General features: G+C 36.6%; 16 protein-coding genes and 1 pseudogene. 3 read left to right on the top strand and 14 right to left on the bottom strand.

The features are described 5' to 3' along the window. Positions 1-33 precede the first annotated feature (33 nt). On the bottom strand, positions 34-1,494 hold the full coding sequence (locus H6F39_RS00315; protein ID WP_190396016.1) for a DUF1254 domain-containing protein: 1,461 nt from the start codon (positions 1,492-1,494) through the stop codon (positions 34-36). Positions 1,495-1,801: 307 nt separating this feature from the next. Between H6F39_RS00315 and H6F39_RS00310 the strand changes: the two are divergent. Both H6F39_RS00310 and H6F39_RS00305 read left to right on the top strand, forming a co-directional pair. Beyond that, positions 1,802-2,059 (top strand): annotated as a pseudogene (locus H6F39_RS00310) (putative PEP-binding protein); the annotation flags it as partial. 99 nt (positions 2,060-2,158) lie between these two features. Continuing rightward, entirely contained in the window at positions 2,159-6,082 is a 3,924-nt protein-coding gene (locus tag H6F39_RS00305; protein WP_190396015.1) for an Eco57I restriction-modification methylase domain-containing protein, read from the top strand. Positions 6,083-6,203: 121 nt separating this feature from the next. Here H6F39_RS00305 and H6F39_RS00300 read toward each other — a convergent pair whose 3' ends face one another. From H6F39_RS00300 to H6F39_RS00280, 5 genes are all read right to left on the bottom strand, one after another. After that, complete coding sequence (locus tag H6F39_RS00300) at positions 6,204-7,370, bottom strand: hypothetical protein (RefSeq protein ID WP_137907751.1); 1,167 nt, start codon at positions 7,368-7,370, stop codon at positions 6,204-6,206. Positions 7,371-7,541: 171 nt separating this feature from the next. Beyond that, complete coding sequence (locus H6F39_RS00295) at positions 7,542-8,078, bottom strand: shikimate kinase (protein ID WP_190371375.1); 537 nt, start codon at positions 8,076-8,078, stop codon at positions 7,542-7,544. A gap of 164 nt (positions 8,079-8,242) precedes the next feature. Continuing rightward, positions 8,243-8,767 (bottom strand): LapA family protein, encoded by a 525-nt coding sequence (locus H6F39_RS00290; protein WP_370539353.1) that lies wholly within the window; start codon positions 8,765-8,767, stop codon positions 8,243-8,245. 332 nt (positions 8,768-9,099) lie between these two features. Next, positions 9,100-9,720, bottom strand: a complete 621-nt coding sequence (locus H6F39_RS00285) for a flavin prenyltransferase UbiX (protein WP_190371373.1) — start codon at positions 9,718-9,720, stop codon at positions 9,100-9,102. Between the two features lie 24 nt (positions 9,721-9,744). Next, positions 9,745-12,093 (bottom strand): ribonuclease R family protein, encoded by a 2,349-nt coding sequence (locus H6F39_RS00280; RefSeq protein ID WP_190371372.1) that lies wholly within the window; start codon positions 12,091-12,093, stop codon positions 9,745-9,747. Positions 12,094-12,895: 802 nt separating this feature from the next. Here H6F39_RS00280 and H6F39_RS00275 point away from each other — a divergent pair. Continuing rightward, positions 12,896-13,615 carry a hypothetical protein gene (locus H6F39_RS00275; RefSeq protein ID WP_190396041.1) on the top strand — a complete coding sequence of 240 codons (720 nt, stop codon included), beginning with the start codon at positions 12,896-12,898 and terminating at the stop codon, positions 13,613-13,615. A 63-nt stretch (positions 13,616-13,678) separates the two neighbouring features. On the opposite strand, the gene clpP is transcribed toward H6F39_RS00275, so the two are convergent. The 8 genes from clpP to H6F39_RS00235 form a co-directional block, all read right to left on the bottom strand. Beyond that, complete coding sequence (gene clpP / locus H6F39_RS00270) at positions 13,679-14,284, bottom strand: ATP-dependent Clp endopeptidase proteolytic subunit ClpP (RefSeq protein WP_190396013.1); 606 nt, start codon at positions 14,282-14,284, stop codon at positions 13,679-13,681. Positions 14,285-15,123: 839 nt separating this feature from the next. After that, positions 15,124-16,083 (bottom strand): FTR1 family protein, encoded by a 960-nt coding sequence (locus H6F39_RS00265; RefSeq protein ID WP_137907757.1) that lies wholly within the window; start codon positions 16,081-16,083, stop codon positions 15,124-15,126. Between the two features lie 101 nt (positions 16,084-16,184). Further along, on the bottom strand, positions 16,185-16,619 hold the full coding sequence (locus tag H6F39_RS00260) for a bacterioferritin (protein WP_028090216.1): 435 nt from the start codon (positions 16,617-16,619) through the stop codon (positions 16,185-16,187). Positions 16,620-16,810: 191 nt separating this feature from the next. Then, the gene (locus tag H6F39_RS00255; protein ID WP_137907758.1) at positions 16,811-17,839 is read right to left on the bottom strand and encodes a helix-hairpin-helix domain-containing protein; all 1,029 of its coding nucleotides are present in this window, start codon (positions 17,837-17,839) and stop codon (positions 16,811-16,813) included. Positions 17,840-18,397: 558 nt separating this feature from the next. Continuing rightward, positions 18,398-18,874 (bottom strand): hypothetical protein, encoded by a 477-nt coding sequence (locus H6F39_RS00250; protein WP_137907760.1) that lies wholly within the window; start codon positions 18,872-18,874, stop codon positions 18,398-18,400. A 34-nt stretch (positions 18,875-18,908) separates the two neighbouring features. Then, positions 18,909-19,568, bottom strand: a complete 660-nt coding sequence (locus tag H6F39_RS00245; protein WP_051347542.1) for a hypothetical protein — start codon at positions 19,566-19,568, stop codon at positions 18,909-18,911. Positions 19,569-19,959: 391 nt separating this feature from the next. Continuing rightward, positions 19,960-20,964 carry a multicopper oxidase domain-containing protein gene (locus H6F39_RS00240; protein WP_190371369.1) on the bottom strand — a complete coding sequence of 335 codons (1,005 nt, stop codon included), beginning with the start codon at positions 20,962-20,964 and terminating at the stop codon, positions 19,960-19,962. 323 nt (positions 20,965-21,287) lie between these two features. Continuing rightward, complete coding sequence (locus H6F39_RS00235; RefSeq protein ID WP_190396012.1) at positions 21,288-21,863, bottom strand: Uma2 family endonuclease; 576 nt, start codon at positions 21,861-21,863, stop codon at positions 21,288-21,290. Positions 21,864-22,210 lie beyond the last annotated feature (347 nt).

The raw sequence follows: 22,210 nt of genomic DNA, 5'->3' as shown, positions 1-22,210 counted from the left end.
TAGGAACGAGGAAAATACGACTAACTCAATATTTTATTCAGTTACTGCAGAAACACGAGTTATTACTGGGGGTTTCCAGTCGCCACTGACTACCTCATCTTGTGGCCGGTAGAGACGCATGACAACAAACATCGGTCCGGCCGGTGCTGGTAGCCAATTTGATTCTTTTCCCTCTCCTGGTGATTCGTTCTGTAGGTATAGAGTGACCTTTGTGTTATCTTCAGCATTTGGTTGCAGTGTCATTGATGAATTAATTAAGTAACGATTCAGATCGTTTGCAACCAAAAATTTCGTTAAGCCATCGTACATAGTAACAGACCAGAATGCGTTTACGGGCATTTCTTTGGGAATTACCATTTGGTAATTGCTCTTAGTAGCATCAAGCTGCTGCCCTTCACTATCCTGTAGGTAGACAGGGTATACTGCCTCCGCGTCTGAGTTTCCATAAATACCCATGAACACGCCCATTGCCCGATTGAGATAACCTGGCTCATCACCATTATTTTGATGATTATAATCTTTATGAAAATCGCTCAGGAGTTCTTTTCGCGTTCCGAATATTCCCAGAGATGTTGGAGTTTTTTCTGCTGTTTCGACAATCGTGTTCATTCCAATTGCTGAACCCTCGTTGAGCGCGTTCACCCATTCTGCACTAACACCTTCTGGCGGAAATGTTGAAAAATCCTCTCTCATTCCAATTGTCTTAAATTGCTCGCGTAGTTCTACTTCGGTCGGATGTGTGGGGCAAAATTGAAGCAAGAAATTCACATATTGAAAGAAATTCGGGTCTAATTTCTCACCATTCTCAGGACCGCTATCGTCGATCCTTGGGTAGGAGATATTCGGTGCAGACTCTGGTGCAGGTTCAGTCTTCATAAACTGACTCAAAGTTTGAACCTCATATTGATCCTGAATTTGGTTTACTTTAGCTAAATCATCTGAATCAGCAGGATCGAAAAGCTGTGTACGGAATAGCGAGAAAACCAAATTTGTTTCCGATTTAATAATTTCATCTATTATTCCTTCGGGATTTGTCTCCGATTTCAAAATGCTAGTGATTTTTTCGGATTCTTCTTCGCTCCAGTCTGGACCTGCTATTATGTATGTACCCCCCTGTTGACCTCTCCGAGTACCAAGATATTCAAAGTTGAAGGTATAGAGATCGATAAGTTGCAGGGAGTAATAACGATCCTTTCCAGTAGCAGAAGCAAAAGAAGTAATGTCAGGCATAGTTACCACTAAAGGCTCGGTACGTAGATCCATAATTAAATATGAATAAGGGGTATCCGAGTTAGGAGTAACAAACACCGTATCATCAGGAGTAGCTACATTCCTTACATGATGTATTTCGTTCATTGGTCCTTTGTAGCTAGCGTTGTTGCTGTCAATTGTCAACTTATAGATACTTCGGTAGTTTTCCACAATGGGGTAAGCCCAAATGGCAGCCTTTTTGGCAATCTCTTTTACTTTATCTAGATTTGTTTCCAGGGTCATAATTTCGGGTGTAAATCATTACGATCTGATTTGTATCACATACTTCGTCTGATTGAGTACACGGAAATTCCCACTTTTTTAATAGTTAAAATCTGGCATAATCAGGAGAATTAGAGCTTTTTATGAAAAGATCGCCGTTATGAATGGCATTGCTTTATTTTAAGCTAATTTTAACTACCAGCATCTTATTAGCTTGCTAAAAAATTCTCAAAACTATATTAAATGTTTTTGCGTAGTTAATCACTATTTTGATAAATTTTTGTGTATTTAATTTGTATAATTATCACTCGTAATACAGCAGTTCCCGGTATTTGATGAAAGTCATCCAGTAGTGATGAAAGCAATATCTCAATTAATTCAAATGTCTCAAGCTGGAGGTATTCCCTGTTCTATCTGTGGTCAAGCTCCGGCACTTTATCCAGAAATAATTGTTCAGTTAATAGAATGGGGAATTACTTCTATTTCTGTAGAACCGGAAGCTGTAGAAAAGACTTATAAAGCGATCGCTCGTGCTGAACAAAGATTAATTTTAGCAGCAGCACGCAAGCAACTAGGAAATTTGTAAATTTTTCTTAATTCTATCATCAATAACATAAAAAACAACTATTATAGATAATATAGCAATCCCCATAGTTAATTGATTTTTATATAAATGTCATTATAAATGTCATTCCCAAAATTTCAACAACATCTGACTAATTTAATAACGACAGCAGAAACTATGCTGGCTTCATCTCGGACTGGTAAACCAGAAGAAAATACAAAAGATAGTCTGATTGTCCCTTTTCTCGATGCACTAGGTTATACAACAGAATATCGGACACTTGAAGGATCAATTCGCAGCTTAATTGGCACTACTACATGGGTAGATTATTTATTACGTAATCAAGTAGGAAAACATCCAAAATTGATGTTTGAAGCTAAAAGTTTATGGGACAAAAATATCTGGGAAACCAATACACAACAAGTTTTAGATTACCTGAGAAACTATAGTTTAGATATTGGTACACAAGAACCTGTACTTTGGATTATTTTATCTAATTTTCGGGAATGGCACATTTTAAGATTACAAGATAGAAAACCTTTTTGGTCATTTACACTTGAGGATCTAAAAAATGATCCTGAACTGGTAAATAGAGTATATACTTGTCTGCATCGTGAAAATTTATCTAGTAACCGTTTAGAAGCATTTTATAGTGAAAAAACTAGAGAAGAATTAGGAACAAAATTTTTAGCAGACCTGAAAATTTGGCGCGTCATTCTTGCTAATGGTATTAAAAAATCCCAACCTGATTTAAGTTTAGATAAAATTCGTGAAGCTGCCCAAATCATTTTAAATCGTTTTCTATTAATTAGACTTTTAGAGACATTTAGCCGAGAAATGCCATTTAATTATCTGGGTAGAGTTTATTATAACTGGCAACAAACTTTTCCCAACTTGCCTTTTATCGAACAACTAAGACAGGCTTTTCGGAGTACATGGTTAGACTATAATACTGAGTTATTTCAACCTTCTTGGATTGATGAATTAACAATTGATGTTGAGTATTTAGAATCAATTATTGTCATTAATGCAGTACCACAGCCAGGTATACTTGATACAATTACTGGAACATTAGCTAATTATCGTTCAATTTATAACTATGATTTCACCACTCTAACCCAGGATATATTAGGTACTGCTTATGAACAATTTTTAGCCCATCAATTAATTCTTGTTAACGATGTTGTGCAAATTTTAGAAAATCAAAAAACTCGTAAAAAAGAAGGTATTTTCTATACTCCTAACTATATAGTGCGTCGCATTGTTTATCAATCTTTGCAACCATTAGTAAAACCTAAAATTGATCAAGCTATTGGGTTATTAGAAAGGGGTGAATTACAGCAATCTCATGTAGTCGCAAAATCAGTTTTAGAAATTACAGTTCTTGATCCTGCTTGTGGTTCAGGTTTATTTTTATTAAGTGCATTTGATTATTTATTAACAGAAATTAAACGTTATAATCTCGCTTGTCAAAATGCGAAAATACCCAAAAATTTTGATTTATTTAGTCATGTAGCACCTCAACCAATTATTAATCCTGAAGAACAAATTTTAGTCAAAATGCTACATGGAGTAGATCGAGATCCCCAAGCAGTATTATTAGCAAAATTATCACTATGGACAAGATTATTACGTGCGCGTCCTGGAGAATATGGTAGACGCAATGGTTCTATATATTCTCATTTACCAGCACTGACTTTAAATATTCGCGTTGGAGATAGTTTAATTCATAGTCCCACTAATTTAGAACTTTTTTCTCAACAATTAACAATAGTCGCAAATTTAGCTAATCTTGCTAGAGATACTAATCAAAGTGAAATAGAAAGAAATCAAGCAGTTAGTAATTTAGAAAATACAATTGCAAGTATTAATCAACAAGTTAATTCTGTTTTAACTGCTTTTTTTGCTAGTGATGAAAGTATCAATTCAGTAGTTTATTTAATTAAAAATAGAGAAGCTGAAGGATCAGAAATAGAAGCAATACGAGAATTGATTACAGAAAATATTAATTCTGAACAAACTTTAGAATCAACTTTAGAAAATTGGACATCTGCTGAATTAGCGAGAGTTAAATCTGAACTTATGAGTTTAGAAACTGCTCAAGAAGAGGTAATTATTAAACGTCCATTTAATTGGGAGATTGAATTTTCCCATATTTTTGATCCGAGATTACCAAAATCGGAACAAGGGTTTTCTGTAATCATTGGTAATCCTCCTTATTTTAATGTTGATTCAACCTTTGGTAGAGGTGCATTAGAATTAAAATGGTTAAAATTTGCCTATCCTGATATTTACACTGATAAAACTGATATTTTGTTTTATTTCTTCCGTCGGGGATTTGAAATTTTAAAAGTAGATGGTTATTTAAGTTTTATTATTTCTCGTGCTTTTATTCAAGGTGATAAATCTAGAAGTTTACGAGAATTTATCTGTAAAAATACCAAAATAGTCAATATTATTGATTTTTTAGGACATCAAGTTTTTCAAGCGGGAATTGCTACTTGTATTATTGAATTTCAAAGAAAAAAACCTCAACCAAAAGATACATTTACAACTTTCTATGTGTTGGATCTTGATGTTGTCAAAAAAACTTTTATCAGTGATGATTGTTCTTTACATTTAAGTCAAGGTGTAACTCAGGTAAATATTACTCAATCTAACTTAAATGATCATCGTTGGCAAATATCTCCATATAATGATATTTTTCATAAAATTGATTCTCAAGGTGTGAAACTCAGAGAATTACCTGAATGTGATTTAGTAGAGCAGGGTATTCAAACAGGAGAAAATAAGATTTTCGCACCTGAGCAGGGTTTTCCATCTAACTTTCCCAAAGAAAAACTATACCAAATAGTCAAAAATTCGGGAATTTTAGCCTATGGCTTTATACCCGATAATTCTCAACTATTGTATATTGAAAGTAGTGAGAAATTTGAAGATTTATCAATAGCAATTCAAAAGTATTTACTTGCAAATAGAAACAAGTTAGAAACCAGAGCAGCTTATCAGGAAGGAAGTTGTGAATGGTATGCTCTACACAGATCAAGACGTAAAGATCAACACTCTCATTTTCGACCTAAAATTTTATGTCCATATCGTGCCACTAGTAATAGATTTAGTGTTGATTTAGAAGGTAATTTAGCAGGTTTAACAGATACTACAGCTATATTCCTACGAGATATATATTGTTATGATCCAGATGATTTAAAACTTGATAAACTATACGCTTTGGTTGCTTTACTTAATTCTCAAGTCCTGGAATTTCGTTATACTGCATTAGGTGGAATTGGTAAATTGACAGGAAAAGGAATATTTGAATATTTTGAAAATCAAGTTGGTGATTTACCAATTCCTCAGTTTAATGAAGAAAATCATCATGACTATCAAGAGTTAGCTAAATTAAGTCGTGAAGCTCATGATATTTGGCAAATTCGTTATCAAATTATCACAACTTATCAAGGTAAATCTTCAGCATTTCCTAGTAAAGAAGTATCATTAAATGAATATCACAAATTATCTAGTGATTATGCTGTAGATATTGAATGGGAAAGTCCTCATGCTAATGAAGAAGGACATTTACTAGAATTGAAAATTGAACCTAGTGCAAATGGATATATAATATGGGGAGAAGTAACTGATGATGAAGATTGGAAGGAAAGTGATAGAAAATGGATAGAAATAGCTAATGTGAATATTCCTAACCCCTATTTACGGAGATATATGTTAGTAAGACTGATTTATTTAACTGAATTTGATTCATCTTTTCGTCGTAAACAAAAATTATCGCGGGAAATAGGAAACTTAGTTAATATTACTTTTGATGTTTTAAAAGTTAATAGATATGATCAAGATAGATTTAGTAATCTTAGGGCTTTAGAAATTATTGGACAGAGAGTTAAGCAGGAAGTTGGTAGATCAGATTTAGAAACAGTTTTACTTAGACAAATGGAAATCAAAAATCAAATTGACAAAAAAGCTTACCGGATGTATAAAGTAGAGGAATATGTAGATATAATTGAACAAGCTTTAAAAGTTGTTTTGTAATTTTAATCTCTAACCCCAGCGCCAGGAAGGAGGGGACTATTTTCCCATTACATACCTCTATTGGGTGTGTTGTCCACGAAAGAAAACACACCACTAGAGATTAATATCAATTAATATCAAATTAATATCGGCAAATAGCCGCTACTTTGACTCCGCTAGGCATTGCTTCTGGTTCAAGAGTATAAACTCTACCACCATTTAATATGGTGTGAATCACGGCAAAATCTAACATATCTTCATCATCTGGTGCTGGTTCTGGGTGTAATTCAACTGTGGCATTTGGTAAATCAAATTTACCCCATATATGTTGTTTTAAAGGCACAAACAAGGTATCAACTCTTTGATAATAAGCAGCAGGAATAATTGTTTTTATGTCATTAGTAATCTTGGTACTTTCTTCCCCCGCTAATTGCAGATAAACAGCCATTATATCTTCATATTCCTGTTGAAATAAAGGAGAAACAATTTCCCAAGCTGCACGATTTAATTCTTCTGTTTTCATCAATTCCACATTGCCGGTAATACCTGTTTCTAAAAAATGTGGATAGGTATTAGCCTTTTGGTAAATTGGTAATAAATAATCTACTCCTGCTAATATTAAAGGGGCTTTTTCATCTCGTAAAGTTTCATGTAATGCAGTATCAACAGCATAACAAAAATTTAAAATCTCTCGCTCATGTTTTTCCCGATCTGAACTACCCTGTCCATGGACAGAACCCGGTTGTTGAGCGGCATAACTTACACTTCTAGGTGTACCAACTCTGTGCTGTACACCTTTTTGAAATTCATCTTCTAGAAGTGTTTCCTCTAGATTTTGCGGCATATTTTCTACTGCTATTTCATCCAATTTGTAGCGCGTTCCTGAGTAAAATTTGACATGATTTTGACTCAATGCTAAAATATAGAATTTTCCATCATTATTAATCAGTTCTAGTAAAGGTTTGATATGAAAATTCTTGCCAACAATTGCCAATTGGGGAAAGGAAATTGGTAAACAATAGTAACGAAATAGATTGGGGGAACTAAAAATTACCAATCCCTGATTTTGATTTTCCCAAAAACCAATATTGTCTAATTCCATCGCTGGTTTAAGCAAATTTACCGACTCCGTAGGACGTAAACCGATTTCATCTAAGCGTTTTTCCGCTTCTCGAATTAAATTTTTAAACCGAATGGGATTTTGTCGTGTTTCTCCTCCCAATCTTTCTACAGGTAGATACAGGGAAACGCAGGGATACTGAGGATTTTGGACTAAATTTTTGAGTTCATCAAGAGAAAATATATTCATAGATTTTATCCACAAAGGATGACTAGAGAATATAAATTCTATTCAACTCTTGATATGGCAATTTTACATCTTTCTTTTGATAAGAAATTACCCGCTTTCTCTGCCTTTTTATAGATAGAATCAGATACGGGTGTACAAATACATACAGATTGTGATTATTTCCAGCAGGAATTATTGCTTTTTCAAAATACTGGGAATTGTTGTTAAGATGCGGGTGGCAATTTCTGCTGGTGTTTCGGTGGCAGTAATGGTAATATGTAAATCAGCTTGGGAATACTTATGTTGACGTTGTTCTAAAAGCAAGCTTAATTTACCTTGAGGATCGGCATTTTGTAACAGTGGTCTTGTATTATCTTCCGCCAAGCGCTCTAATATTATTTGTATTGGTACATCTAACCAAACTACCAAACCATGATGAAGATAACCCCAATTTTGCTGCTGCATGACAATACCGCCACCTGTAGCTACAATTAACTTAGTATAGGCACAGACTTGAGCTAAAACATCACTTTCCAATTGACGAAAATCAGCTTCACCATTTTCGGTAAATATTTCATTGATAGATTTACCTGCTGCTTTAACTATGATTTCATCTGTATCAACAAATCTATAACCGATTTCCTGTGCGAGTAATTTTCCTACCGTTGTTTTCCCAACTCCCATCATCCCAATTAAGTAGAGGTTAACCCCTTTTAATAAATTAGTCACCAGTCTTTTTCTCCTGTTAAATTATTAATTATTATGGCTTTTTTTGATTAATTTTGGCCATTGTAGTCGTAATCCACACCAGAAACATAAGGATTAAATCAACCGCAAAGACTCTTCATAGCATGAAGAAGGAAGAAAGGAAATCTCTTTGTAATAGTCTTAAATTAGCGTTTAGGCGGTTTATTTTCGTCCTTATCCTCAAAACCATCATCTTCAAAAAAATCCCAATCGTCATCATCTGCTTGATTTTTGCTCGGTTCTTTATAGGGAGGAATAATTACCCGATAATCAGCATCATAAATCGCCTCCGTTTTACCGACAGCAGTATTTTGTGGTGCTTGGGAACTGTAGGAATAAACGGAACTAGTTCGGGAATTACTTGTGGGAGAAGTTTTTGGTACTGATTCTAAATTTTCACCATCATCCCAATCATCTTGATCTTGATTTGTATTCCAATCATCTTGATCATTAAATTGACTCACGGGAGGTTGGGGGGGACTGCTGGGGCGTGGAGTATTTTGTTTAACACGCTGGGCAGTAGTCGGTGGCGATTTGGGTATAGATTGTTGTTCTGGTAAATTCAAATTAGTAGCAAATTTTAATAACCTGGTAATTACTAAAGATGTCAAAACACCAGCGATTATACTCAATAAAACCCACAATCCTAATGGTAATGATTGACTTCGCATTCCCAAAAATACCAGGGGCAGCGAATTCCCAAAATTTTGAACTAATATGATTATTAGTCCTAGGATTGTTGTCACCAAGATAATTAAGCGAATTACATCCATAAAAAATTTAAAGTTAAAGTAGGAGTTAAAAATACATTAGGGGAAAATCGCCATACATCAACCACTTCCATCTGAAAAATCTGATGTTTTCGGAATTAGAGTCACACCAAATAAATCATAATAAATCATAAAGTTGATCAAATTTATCTGCGGTAGTTTACTAAAAACGGAATTAAAAATTAAAAATAGAAGAACTCAATTTTTAATTTTTAATTTTTAATTTTTACTGACTACAAATGACCTTGCCATCGCTGTATAGGAATACAATCAATATCCAACTGATCTAAGGCACGAGCAACCACAAAATCCACCAAATCCTCAATAGTTTGAGGATTGTGATACCAAGCGGGAATAGCGGGAACAATTCTCACGCCTGTTTCTGCTAGGGTGGTTAAGTTACGCAGGTGAATTAAGCTAAAAGGAGTTTCTCTGGGGACAATTACCAGTTTACGTCCTTCTTTAATTTGTACGTCTGCTGCTCGTTCTAGTAAGTCGGAACTTAGTCCTCCCGCAAGTTTGGCAACTGTACTCATACTACAAGGAATAATGATCATGCCCAAGGTGCGAAAAGAACCACTGGCGATACTGGCACCAACGTCACTCCAAGGATGACAGCGGAGTTTACCTTGTCGGGGAACTTCCGCTTGTTCTCGCCAAAATTGCTCTTGTTTATCTGGTTCTCCTGGCATTCGGATTTCCTGTTCAGCTTGCCAAACTGTGTAAGTTGATTTAGAGGCTACTAATTCAATTTGATATTCTGCTGCTAAGAGGAATTTAAGAGCGCGAACGGCGTAAATTAGACCAGATGCCCCGGTTACGCCTAGGATTAAAGGTTTGGTTTTATTGGTCATTAGTTTACGGCAATGGACAACGGACTATTCCTCATCATCAAGTTCTGGCTCAAAGGATTCTGTTTGATTTGGTGGATCAATATCTGCTGCATCGTCATTGGTCGTATTTGCGCCCGTACTTTTGGGTAAACCATCAGCACCAACGGTAACTAAATCAATTTGTTGGCGGTAATAATCAACGCTCTTGACTTGCACCATACAGCTATCGCCTAATCGGTAGGAAGCGCGATTTTTCCGCCCAAATAAAGCCTGTTGTCTAGCGCGATATTCATACCAATCGTCTTTCAGGGAACTGACGTGAACCAGTCCTTCTACCCGTAAGGTATTAGCTAAGTTGTCTTCTGTGGGCGGTTCTATTGGTACTTCAATTTCTACAAAAAAGCCGTAGGATTGAACACCAGTAATCACCCCAGGAAATATTTCACCAATGCGTTGTTTCATTAATGAGGCTTTTTGTAGTCCGGCTAAATCTGCTTCAGCTTCTTGAACTTCTTTTTCCCGGTCGTTAATCTGTACTAGAACTCTGGTTAGGTCACTTTGAAGTTCTTGTTGCAGTTCTGGGGGGAGAACATTCCAATTAATTTCTTCATGACAGGAGGAGTGGCGCAGGTTAATCCGTTCTTTAACGCGGGTAGTCCGGCGATCGCGCCCATATTCCAGTAAGTTATGATACACCCGTTGCAGGAGAATATCTGGGTAACGACGCAAGGGGGCGGTAACGTGAACATATTGGGACAAAGCCAGTCCAAAATGAGAACTTTTAGTAGTGCTGTAGACAGAGGGTTTGAGTGTGTCCTGTAATAAATAGGTGAGAACTTGCTCCGAAGGAGAATCAGCAAAAGCGGCCGTTAAGTGTTGATAATCTAGGGGTTGGATTTCCAATTCTGGATCTAGTCCTAATTCCACACCCAAATTAACGGCCAGTTTGAGCATTTCCTGCACATCTTCGGGGTCAGGTGTGCCTTGGACTCGCCAAAGACAAGGAACTCCCAGAGCGCTCAGGTGATCGGCCATCAGTTGATTAACTAATATTACCAACTCTGTTATTAGCGATCGCCCAGGTAAGTCATTAACCACCACAGACCCCAAAGCCCCTTCATCATAGTAAGGATTATGACTGGGTGGGAGATTCAACTGTAAGCTACCACGATTTAGGCGCGTCTGTTTAATAGCAACAGCTAAAGTTTGCAAATCTTGTAATTGCTCTTGTACTTGGGCAGATACTTTAGTAACTTCATCGCAGAAAATGCTATGTAATTCTACTTGATTAATCTCGTAGTCTACATTGATTACACTCTCGTGAATTTCCCATTCCACCACTGCTCCCGATTGGGGGTTAATGGTAATTATGAGAGTCATACTCAAGCGATCGCTACCAGGGACTAAAGAACACCGTTCCATTACCATGGGCGGCAACATTGGTAATAATAATTCTCCCAAATACACCGATTTACCGCGCTTGAGTGCTTCCCTGTCTAGGGCTTCATCTGGTTGAATATAGTGAGAAACATCCGTAATGTGAAATAGTAATCGCCAATTATCGGTGCTAGTTTTTTCCACACTGAAGGCATTTTCAAATACAGACTCATCACCGTTGACAGTTTTGATAGTGAAAGTAAAAACATCACGTAAATCCAGACGATTTTTCAGGTCTGCCTTGAGGAGTTTCTTGGGTAACTTGGATGCTGCATCGAGGACATGATCGGGGAAAGTGCGGGATAAATCATGTTTACAAGTTACCAAATCTATATCGGCTGCGGCTTCGGCATCACTACCCAGGATTTGCACCACTCTCCCCAAGGGGGGATATTGTGCTAAGGGGTAGCGAAGAATTTCCACGTGAGCTAAATGATCAATTGCTGCTTCCAACTTCATGCTGTTGAGTTGTAATTTCAGTTCAAACAGCAATCTGTCATCTAAAGGAACAGCCCGAAAACCACCATCTACCTGTTTAATTCTGGCTAGTAAAGTGTGATTAGATCGTTCCATGATCAACTTAACTTCGCCCTCTGGTGAGCGCCGACGACTACCTTCCTTGAGGACCCTTACTAAAACGCGATCGCCATTCCAGGCATTACTCAAATGACTTTCGCGGATGTAAATATCCTCCGAGCCTTCGCTATCTTGAATTGCAAAGCAAAAGCCCTTACTGGAACAACGCAGTTTCGCCTCAATCAAGCCCTCCTCGGTGATGCGGCGGTATTTCCCCCGTTCCTTAACCAAAAGCCCAATTTTTTCCAGGACATCCAAAGTAATTTGTAGTTTTTCTAGACTTTCTTCATCCTCACAACCTAGTTTCTTTTCTAGAACCTTACGAGCCACCAATTTATCATCTGTGAAATTGGCAAGAAGTGTAGCGATTGAAAATTCCATGCAGTGAACCGACCTTTGGTCAAAACATCATTTTTTAGGGAATAGGGAATAGGGAACAGCATGATTGCCTCTTGCCTCCTCTTGGGTTACATCATGCCAGTCCGCCCTCATCTGTGACACGAATTACCCCTACTTCGCGCGTAGTGTTTTGTAGAGAAAGTAAGGCTGCCGATAGCGCAGCATGGACTTAACCCTAGTTGCGGTTACGCTAGGAGAAATCTCCCCTTGTGACTTCTCACAGCACAACAATTTCAGAGTTTGCTGGCGTGACCCCTAGTTTTATCTAAACAATACCCATCATGCACTCCTGATACTCAATGATTAACCACTCGGTAACTTAGATTATGGGTTAGTGAGAGACTTAGTTTGAAGAACTCAAGGTTAGCATCCAAAAACTATACACAGCTTTAACCACAGGTGTTTAGTCCTTGAGAATGAAGGTAATTTCACGCCATCAGATACTGATAGCATAGCGTGGCGTTAGCCATATCTTCACCCTAAGAAACTGCCGAAAACCCCCAATTTTGCCTTATGTAGAATTGATAACAATCAGGTAAGCAGTAAAACACCAGGAGCGAGGGCGAACCCGATCTTTATTATTGTAGATTTCGGGCGCACTTGGTGAGAAAATACTTCTAGATATCTAATTGGGTATTTAGTATAGCATTTAAGGGTAGAGGAAAATTTATCTAGTCAGTTGACGGTTGACAGTTATGAGTTTTCAATTGTCTATTGTGCATTTTTCCATAAGTGGCAAGGTGTGTTATTTTTGAAAATTCAGATAAAAATGATTGAAAGTATGATGTTGGCGCAATTCCATAACTTGTACCCCAACGGCTGTATAATATCAGAGCTAATAGAAATTTTTCAAGGGAAATATATCGTCCGTGTTAGTATACAACTCGAAGGTATCACCCGTGCGACGGCGATCGCCGGAGCAGAAACAGTAGAAGCGGCGGAAGATCATGCCATAAACCGAGCTTTGACGGTGTTGGGGATCAAAAATGTAGCGACAGAAGTGACAAAATCTATCTCATCATTGGTTGCTCCACCACCAATAAAATCTAACTTAGAAGAATCAAAACCTGTTCCTTCTGTCAGTAACACACAGATACATACACCCCCCTTACTAGAAGATAAAATTGATACTAAAGTTGCAAAACCAGAAATATTTTCGAGATTTTCGAGTGCAGAACCAGAGTATCAACCCTTGTCAGAAGTCTCTCCTAGTGATCCTAGTCATGTCACTCCTTTTACCCCTCGTAGTTATACCCCTGACGAGGATACTGGTGTACAGTCAACCCTTGGTAAAAAGAAGAGACAAAAAGAACCAGTAAATTTATCTGATGTCATCGCCCAAACAGATGTAGAAATCGAGCGGTTAGGCTGGACACCAGAACAGGGAAAAGATTATCTGGTGAAAACCTACAGTAAACGAGGGCGTTCTCTGCTCAGTGAAGAAGAATTAAGGAGTTTTCTCACTTACCTCAAATCTCAACCAGATCCAATTGCGGGATTTTAGTTGGTGTCAGTGGTCAGTGGTCAGTTGTTAGTTAACCAATGACCACTAACTAATAACTAATAACTAAACCAGAGCTACAGGACGACTACCGGCGGCGTGACGGTCAATTACTTGGTCAATTAAGCCATATTCCCTGGCTTCATGGGGAGACATAAAGAAATCACGTTCAGTATCTTCAGAAATCCGCTTATAAGGTTGACCAGTATGTTCAGCTAGATACTGATTGAGCCGTTGCTTGTGATACAAAATTTCTCTAGCTTGAATAGCGATGTCGGTAGCTTGTCCTTGAGCGCCACCCAGAGGTTGGTGAATCATAATCCGTGAATGGGGTAAACTCATGCGCTTACCCTTTGTACCAGCACTGAGGAGAAAAGCGCCCATACTGGCTGCTAATCCAGTACAAATTGTACAGACATCGGGGCGGATATGCTTCATAGTGTCAAAAATACCCATTCCCGCTGTCACCGAACCACCAGGAGAATTAATGTACATATATATGTCCTTCTCCGCGTCCTCGGAATCTAAAAACAGGAGTTGGGCAACAATCAAGTTAGCCAGATTGCTATCAACCTGTTCTCCCAAAAAAATAATCCGCTCACGCAACAGCCGTGAATAGATATCAAAGGCGCGTTCGCCTCTACCCGATTGTTCAATAACGATAGGAATCATTTAGCGTGTTTTTAGCTATTTTCCATTTATTCTATCGGTGACAAGGGGTGATTGTGTTGAAGTTGTTAAGAGGATGCTTTAAAAGTATTTTTCTGGTAAATATTAACACCAAAATCTTCAGAATCTAACCCTCCGGTTTCAAAATATCGGAAACTGCTGTAAGAAGGGAAAAGATGACAATGTATTTTATAGATTTTATATAAATATCAGTATTTTTACGGATTTTCAGAGTTGGGTAACTAGAGTAAAACAGTTGGTTAATGGCATAAACTTAAAAATAAATTTATATTTTCAGGACACTTTTTCAGGAAAACAAACGTCTAAGTTGTTAGGTAAATATAAAAAGAGAGCTAGATCACATTTGAGAACATTTTTCTCAAATGTTCTCAAATGATATTTACCTAATCCGATAGATCGAAAATACAAATTGTATTAAGAATAACAATTTCCAGAAGAAATTCCATCCATATATCCATATAAATAAAGAGAGGTACTATGCTAGAAAGACTTATACAAGCAGCCTTTATTACATTTTTGTTGCAACTGATAGCAGTATTGAGTAATACTACTCACCTTCCGCGACCCAAAGCCATCTCACATATTTCTCAAAAGCCAGTACCTATAATTAGTTCGACTTTTCAGGGTTCGGACTAGAATCTAGGGAACTCTTAACTCTTAACTCTTAACTCTTAACTCTTAACTCTTAACTGGGAACAGTTTTAACTGTCTGGATATCCTCAATTTTCCAAATCCGACAAAGAAAAATGCAATTCATTTAATTCTTGTGTCATTTGCATTAGGCTCCAATTTAGCTATATTAATTTAGCTATATTTTAGTTTTAATTCCGCTCTGGAGTGCTAGTGACGATTTTACTTTTGATCTTCTGATTATTTCCACCTGTAATGCTGTGGAAATATAGACCACCAATAGTGACGAGAAATAGTAAATATCCCACAAATTGAACAATATAAATTTTATCTCGATAACCAAATAAAGATTTAAGCATGATACCGGGAAAATGTTCATCAGAGAGGATTTTTTCGGTATTCCAGACTATTGGACCTAAGATACAGGAGTGAATTTTGGTAAAGTGTTCGTAATAGAAACAAAGATTTTCTGAAGAACGACTACTCAAAGCTAAATTAGCTATAGCTTCATCAAAATGATGCAACCCAGAAACCACTAAACCAGAAACAATTAATATTAATAAAACGCCCATAATTTGGAAGAATTGGCGGATATTAATTTTCACACCCCATTTAAATAATAAGACACCAATGGCTGCGGCGGCGGCTAAACCTGCAAGGGCGCCTAAAGTTGGTAATAAACCTTGTTGAAAATTAGCTGCAACAAATAAAACGGTTTCAAATCCTTCGCGGACAATGGCGACTAAAATTAAACTAAAAACTCCCCAAGCTGCATTTGTATTTTTACCTAATGCGTCGTTTACTGCTCCCTCAACTTGGGCTTTCATGAATCTGGCTTGTTTTGTCATCCAAATCAGCATCCAACTGAGCATAATTATTGCTAATATGCTAAATACACCTTCTAATGTTGGCTCAACTACAGAGGTATATTCAGGATTAATAGATGCTAGGAATTTAATGATCCCGGTAAATAAAATACCGATTAAACCACTAACAATAATACCTACGACCACACCAGCATACACCCAAAGATTGAGTTGAGATTGTTTGGCTTTTTTCAATAATGCGAGGACAATACCCACAACTAGAGCGGCTTCTACACCTTCTCGGAGGGTAATTACAAAAGTAGGTAAGGCGGTACTAAAATTCATTTTATTAGTTAGTTATCATTTATCATTTGTCATTTTTCAGTTGTCAGTGGTCAGTTGTAGATTTTGCTGCTCCTGACTTCTGACTCCTGACTCCTGCTGTATTAGCTGAAATCCCGTAACATTTTTTTGAGTTCGAGATTGTGCATTTCTTCTTGTCCGATCATACCACGGGTAAATTCTTCTAGATAGATACTAGCATTAGTGACTGTTTCTAGAAGACTTTTGTACATATCCAAAGCTTTCTTTTCATGGGATAAACTTTCTTGTAAGATGTCTTTAACGTTATGTTTGAAAGTTTCTTCTATGGGAGCGATTCTTAATGTAGGATGTCCTTCTAAACCTGTGAGAATTTCTCCTACTTGTTGAGCATGAAGTAAAGATTCAGCGGCTTGGGCTTTGAAAAATGCCACAATAGGAATACGATTAGGTCCTGTCACCATTAAGGAATAATGGGTGTAGCGAACTACCCCTGCTAGTTCAAATTCCATAATGGAATTGAGAATATCAATGGTTTTTTGGTGGTTAAGTTCTTGCATGAGTTGTTAAGTTGAGCAAAATTACATGAGCAGAGTTTTTAGATACTAATTATGAGTGAGAAGTTATACTTTTTTCTGGTTGGGAAAAATAAAAGAAAAATAAAAATATTCTCACTCTTAGCTATCAATTATTTTCTCTCTTATTTATGATTTTAAACTGTTTATTCTGGACTTATAATAGTGTGAAAATACTAACTCATGCTTTGACTGTGAGTTTTTTCTCGCACTTTTCGAGTATTTTCCTCGATGGTTTTTACTAGTTTGGTAACATCTTCTGGAGTTTTGACTGCTTGCGCTGGGGGAATAGCAGCAGGCCAAACTTTGACTAATTCTCCAAAAGCTGTATCTATGGCTTTGTGTGCTTCGGGATTTTCTTGGATCATTTGGTTAGAAATACTTTTATATATTTCTTGAGAATAGATTACAAAGCCACGAGAGTCTTGATATTCAATGGGGGCGGTAATTTTACCTTTTGCTACCGCTGCACCATATTCTGAGTTAGCGGCATCTAATAAACTGTTGATTACTGGTAGAATAAATTCCGGTTGGCTACGTTGTTCGGTTGGTAAAACAGCGATCGCATTATCAACAGCTTGCATAGCAGTGGTAAAATTAGTTTTTATTTTAGCATCCTTGGGATTAGATTTGACTAAATCTGTTAAACTGACTAAGTTGCTTTTAAATTCTTTAACTTTACGTTCTTCTAATTGTTCTTCAATATCAATATAAATCTCTTCTACTGGGTGTCCAATATGGGGTTGAGCTTGTTTGGGTTGATTTTGATCTAACAGTTCTTGGGCTACCAAAAGATGTCCTTTCATTAATCCCAATTTTGTCATATAGTCAATATCTTTGGCTTCACCTGTTAACACCACTTCCTCCACTGTCACCATATCTTTGATTTGGTCAAACTGTGGTTGAGTAATTACTTTTTTGCTGACTAAGTCTTCGGAACTAGCGTAAGGACGGTTAGCCTGAATTTTATTTGATAAAGCCGGAATTCCTAATGTGGCCTCCAATTTATCTAACTGCGACAAAATTGCATTATTGATATTAATTTTAGCTTTACCACTATGACCGCTATGGGTGCTAGTTTCTGTCGCTTGGGCTACAGTTGGTGTTGATTTAATATCTGATTTTACTTTATTGCCGGTACAAGAACTCAAGGAAATTAAGGTACAAGCAGCAATAGACAAGAATAAATAACGGAATTTAATCATTTTTACTCCAAAATAGGGATTTAAGTCAAAGTTTTGGCTATTTTTCTGATATCCAGTCAAAAACCAATAAATATTCGCAATAGCTATCTATGGTAATTTACCATAAATAAAAGTTTTTATCAACTAGTTTAGAGAAATTGAGTATAATTTGAATATTTTATTTTTATTTTCTCTTAATGCTCCGACTTCAAGGTATTAAAGCTTATAATCTAATTGGGTACTCATTCCCAGGTGGCCGCCTGGAAATGAGAAACTAAAAACAAGAAAACCTAGTTAGACTCCATTGCAAATGCTTGTGTCAAAGCTGCATGGGGTCTTTACTTTGCAGAATCGGAGTAATATTTGCTTTCAGCGGGTAAGGACTTAATATAAAAGCCCTTAAACTTTTCTTTCTGGCTAACGCGCATCATAGATGTAGGATAAGTAACAGTCAAGAGAGAAAAAACCCCAACTAAAAGCCAGATATATTTGTGTAAATCTCTCCCTGATATCTTTTCTTTGCTAGTATTCTCTGTTGTTTGTGTTTGCATAATTCAGTCCTTTGATTTTTTGCTTGATTTAGGTTAATGGTAAATAGGGAAAAAGAGGATGCCAACTCATTGCTGTAGCAGCAACCATTAAGGCAAACAGCCAAAAAAATATCGTTCTCGATTTAATCTTTTTGTTGTTCCAAAGTAGGGAAAGAATAGCCCAACTCACCAACCAACTAATAAGTAAGATTGTTTCTTTCCCAGAATAACTGCCAATATTACCCCACATTTTACTGGGGTTATGGCTGCCTGGTATCCAACTTCCCAATGACCAAATCATTTTCTCTATGTTTTTATTAGTATCAGAAAAATGATGTGCCACCATCATTGTAAAACATCCAATTGCTGCACTAATTAAAGCTGCCGCTGCCGGTCCAGAAACCGTTGGTGGATGATTTGAACCTGCTGCTAAAAATCGGGGAAATTGTTTACATGACTGCCAAAATCTACCATATATAGGTTTTGGTTCTGGTGCGATTTCAGAAAATTGAGATTGTTTATTCATCAAATAATCCTCAAGAATTTAATTACAAAGCTAATTACAAAGCGTGAATTTTAGCGACACCAATTCCAGTTACTAAACCACCCATGGCAAAAAACATCATGGCTATTAAAGCCACACAAGTAGCTGTGAGAACGGGACGGTTTTGTTTTTCTAAAATTGAGTCGCCATATTGCCATAAAATCCAGCTACAAGCTACCCCTAATGGCAAGGTAAATAAAACGCTAAATTCGTGGTATTCCATAAGTACATATTGGACTAAAGGGGAGTTTTCTTTTAGCCAAGCTCTTGCACCACCAAATTCTATTCCAGCCCGATAACGCATATATGCTAAATTGCCTGTAGCGATACCCAAAAATGCAATTACACTAGACCAAAATGTTAGGGTACGCATCTGCGGTAATATCTTACTTGCACCTCGTAGCAAGGGAAAGGCTAAATGTCCTGTATACACAGCAACAACTGTTGCCAGCAATGCTCCTACGCCGTGAATTGTGCCTATGGAACGCTGCCAAGGGCTGGGATGTAAAAGATTAAAAAATGGCAAAAATAGAAACATTCCTGCTGATAAAATACTCAATCCATACACAGTAACTTTGGCGATATCTAGCTGTTTGGGAAAGGTTTCTGAAGTTGAATTAATGCCTGAGTCTAACACTATCAATGCTCCTGTAATGATGTGATCAAAAATCCTCATTCAATTACCAAAATCTCTATTTCACCTATAACTGCTAAATTTACCCCAAATAACTCCTAAGTTTGGGAATTTTTTTAGCAGAATTAACTTTGTCTGATGTGCTATTAATTTGATAATCGGATGATATTTTTGTGATTATTAAATCATACATTCTTTTAGCAAAAAAGAATTTTTTTTATTTTTTTATTTTTTATATTTTCCTTTATTTATGATAATTATTACTTATATATGAAGCTAATAAATTTGTCAGAATATGAAAATTTATAGAACTATAATAGAACTATATTTGATCTGGGAACGGGTTTTTAGATAAAAACTTGATTGCATAAATATTTTAGTCTCAATATATTTTCAAAATATAAAATTCCTAACTTTTTCAATACTCAAAGTTTTAGGAGTCTTTTTCTGAAATTACTGCAAATTGTCCCATACAACCGCTTTCAGCGATCGCATCTTGGTGAGGATGAAACATATACTTACCTGGATACTTAAAAGCAAATTCTAAAATATGTCTTTCTGCTACACCCATGGTTAAAACATCCGTTTTTACACTGGGATTCATTGTCATTCCCGAAGGATAAACATCGAAGAAATTAGCGTGAAGATGAAACGTTACAGCGGGGTCAAATTCAATAATATTCAAAACATAGGCACGAATTAACTGATTTTGATAAATTTGAATAGGATGGTGCATATAATGATGTGGCACGCCATTAAAAGCATAATACTCATTGCGGTTATCATCATTTACATCATAGCCAGACATGATTAAAACAATTTCGTCAGCAGGGGGACGGGGTTTAGGAGGATCAATAATAAACATTCCATACAATCCCTTGGCAACGTGACGAGTAACCGGAGCGACATGACAGTGATATAAATGAACGCCATAGGGTTCGGCATCAAATTCATATATAGTTGCTTTGTTATTACCTATGGGTTTAATACCATCCATTTCAGCGGGATGAACTCCATGAAAGTGCAAAGAATGGGAATGTCCAGCATTATTGAGAAAAAGTATTCTTATTTTTTCTCCTTCTTTAGCCCGGAGTGTGGGACCAGGAATGCGCCCATTTAAGTCCCAAATGTTATAGGAGACAGCGCTATTCAGCTGAATGGTGGAAGTACCAGCAATTAAGCGAAATTCGCGGACTGTGCGCCCATTTTCCTGTTTAATTGTCCCATAATCAAAATCTCGTAACACCTGCATAGGGTTAGTAGCACCATTAGAAGCTGTTATTTTCATGGGTGGTATTTTGACACTGGCATAATTTTTGCTGTTTAACATTTGCCAAATTGTCCCTGTCGTGATCATGAATGCACCGGAAAATCCCAGTTGTAGCAGTTGACGACGATGCCAAATTTTATCTTTACTCCCAGTCAAGTTGTCAGACATAAGACCAATAGGGGTATGCAGGTACGGTAAATTGCAAATAATTTGCAATTAGCTTTATATATAGTAAAGGAATCAGGAATTATTGTCAATAATTTAGAAAAATAATTTTCAGGACTATTTATGATATATTGATTTATTTACCGCTAACTAGAGAACAAATGGCACTTGCACCGAGATTGGGGATTACAGCGGATACAATGGCGACTGTGGGAAACTTTGAGCAAATTTAGCGGTTGAGGTCAAGGATAGCACTACAGGGGCAGCTATTAAAGATGTAAGATTGCGAGTAAAAGCGATCGCATTAGAAGATAATTTAACAGTATTTAGACAAGAGGTAGCATCTGGGAAACTACAATTTCTAAATCAGGAAAATCTAAAGGAGATATGTTTTGATGTTCTGTGATAATTTCTCGATTTTGATAACCTTCTGCTGTGGGATTTCTAAATACAATTAATTCGCGTTTCACTACATCTAATACCCAATAATCCTTAATTCCTGCTTGAGAATAAGCTTTAGCTTTGATTTCTGTATCTAGTTTTAAACTACTATCTGCAACTTCGATAATTAAATAAATTTCTGCTGGAGTAGGATGATGATCTGCATAGTCTAGCGGATCTATTTTCACTACAGCAATATCTGGTTCTGGTTCAGACCTTTCATTTAATTTTACAGGGTCTTGAATAGCGATGCAAGCTTTATGACCAATTCTATTTTCCAACAACTTATATGTTCTTCCCACTGCTGAACGGTGGGCTGTTCCTTTAGCAATCATCCAGATTATTTTCCCCTCTAATAATTCTACCCGTTCACTTGGTTCAAATATTCCTGCTTCAGCCATTCTGTGGTATTCATCAACAGTCCACAGCCGTAATTGTAAGGGTGATTCTGTGGTTTGCATAGTTAATTAAGGTGAATATTTATTCTCTATTATATGATATTTTATTTGTCTGAATCAGGATGTCCAGGATTTCAGGATTTACAGGATTTTTTATGAGATTTTAGAAATAAAGACACTGTGATTTTTGGCTCTTCGGTACTTGTTATGCTAAATTATTTTTTTTAAATCCCAAGATCCTTGTTATATAAGGATTTTACATTAATTTATTGGTTATTTTGACAAATTTGGTATCAAAAACAATAAAATCCTTTATTTATATGGGTTGTGGGGTAAATAAACTCATATTTGGCATAACAGGTACGGAAGAACCTGATTTTTGAAATTATTGGTTTAAGAAGAACTGTGTA

It is taken from the genome of Dolichospermum sp. FACHB-1250 (genome assembly GCF_014696335.1).
Taxonomy (GTDB): Bacteria; Cyanobacteriota; Cyanobacteriia; order Cyanobacteriales; family Nostocaceae; genus Dolichospermum; species Dolichospermum planctonicum.
The sequence above is the reverse complement of the archived record's forward strand: the minus strand, read 5'-3'. Positions and strand labels throughout refer to the sequence as shown.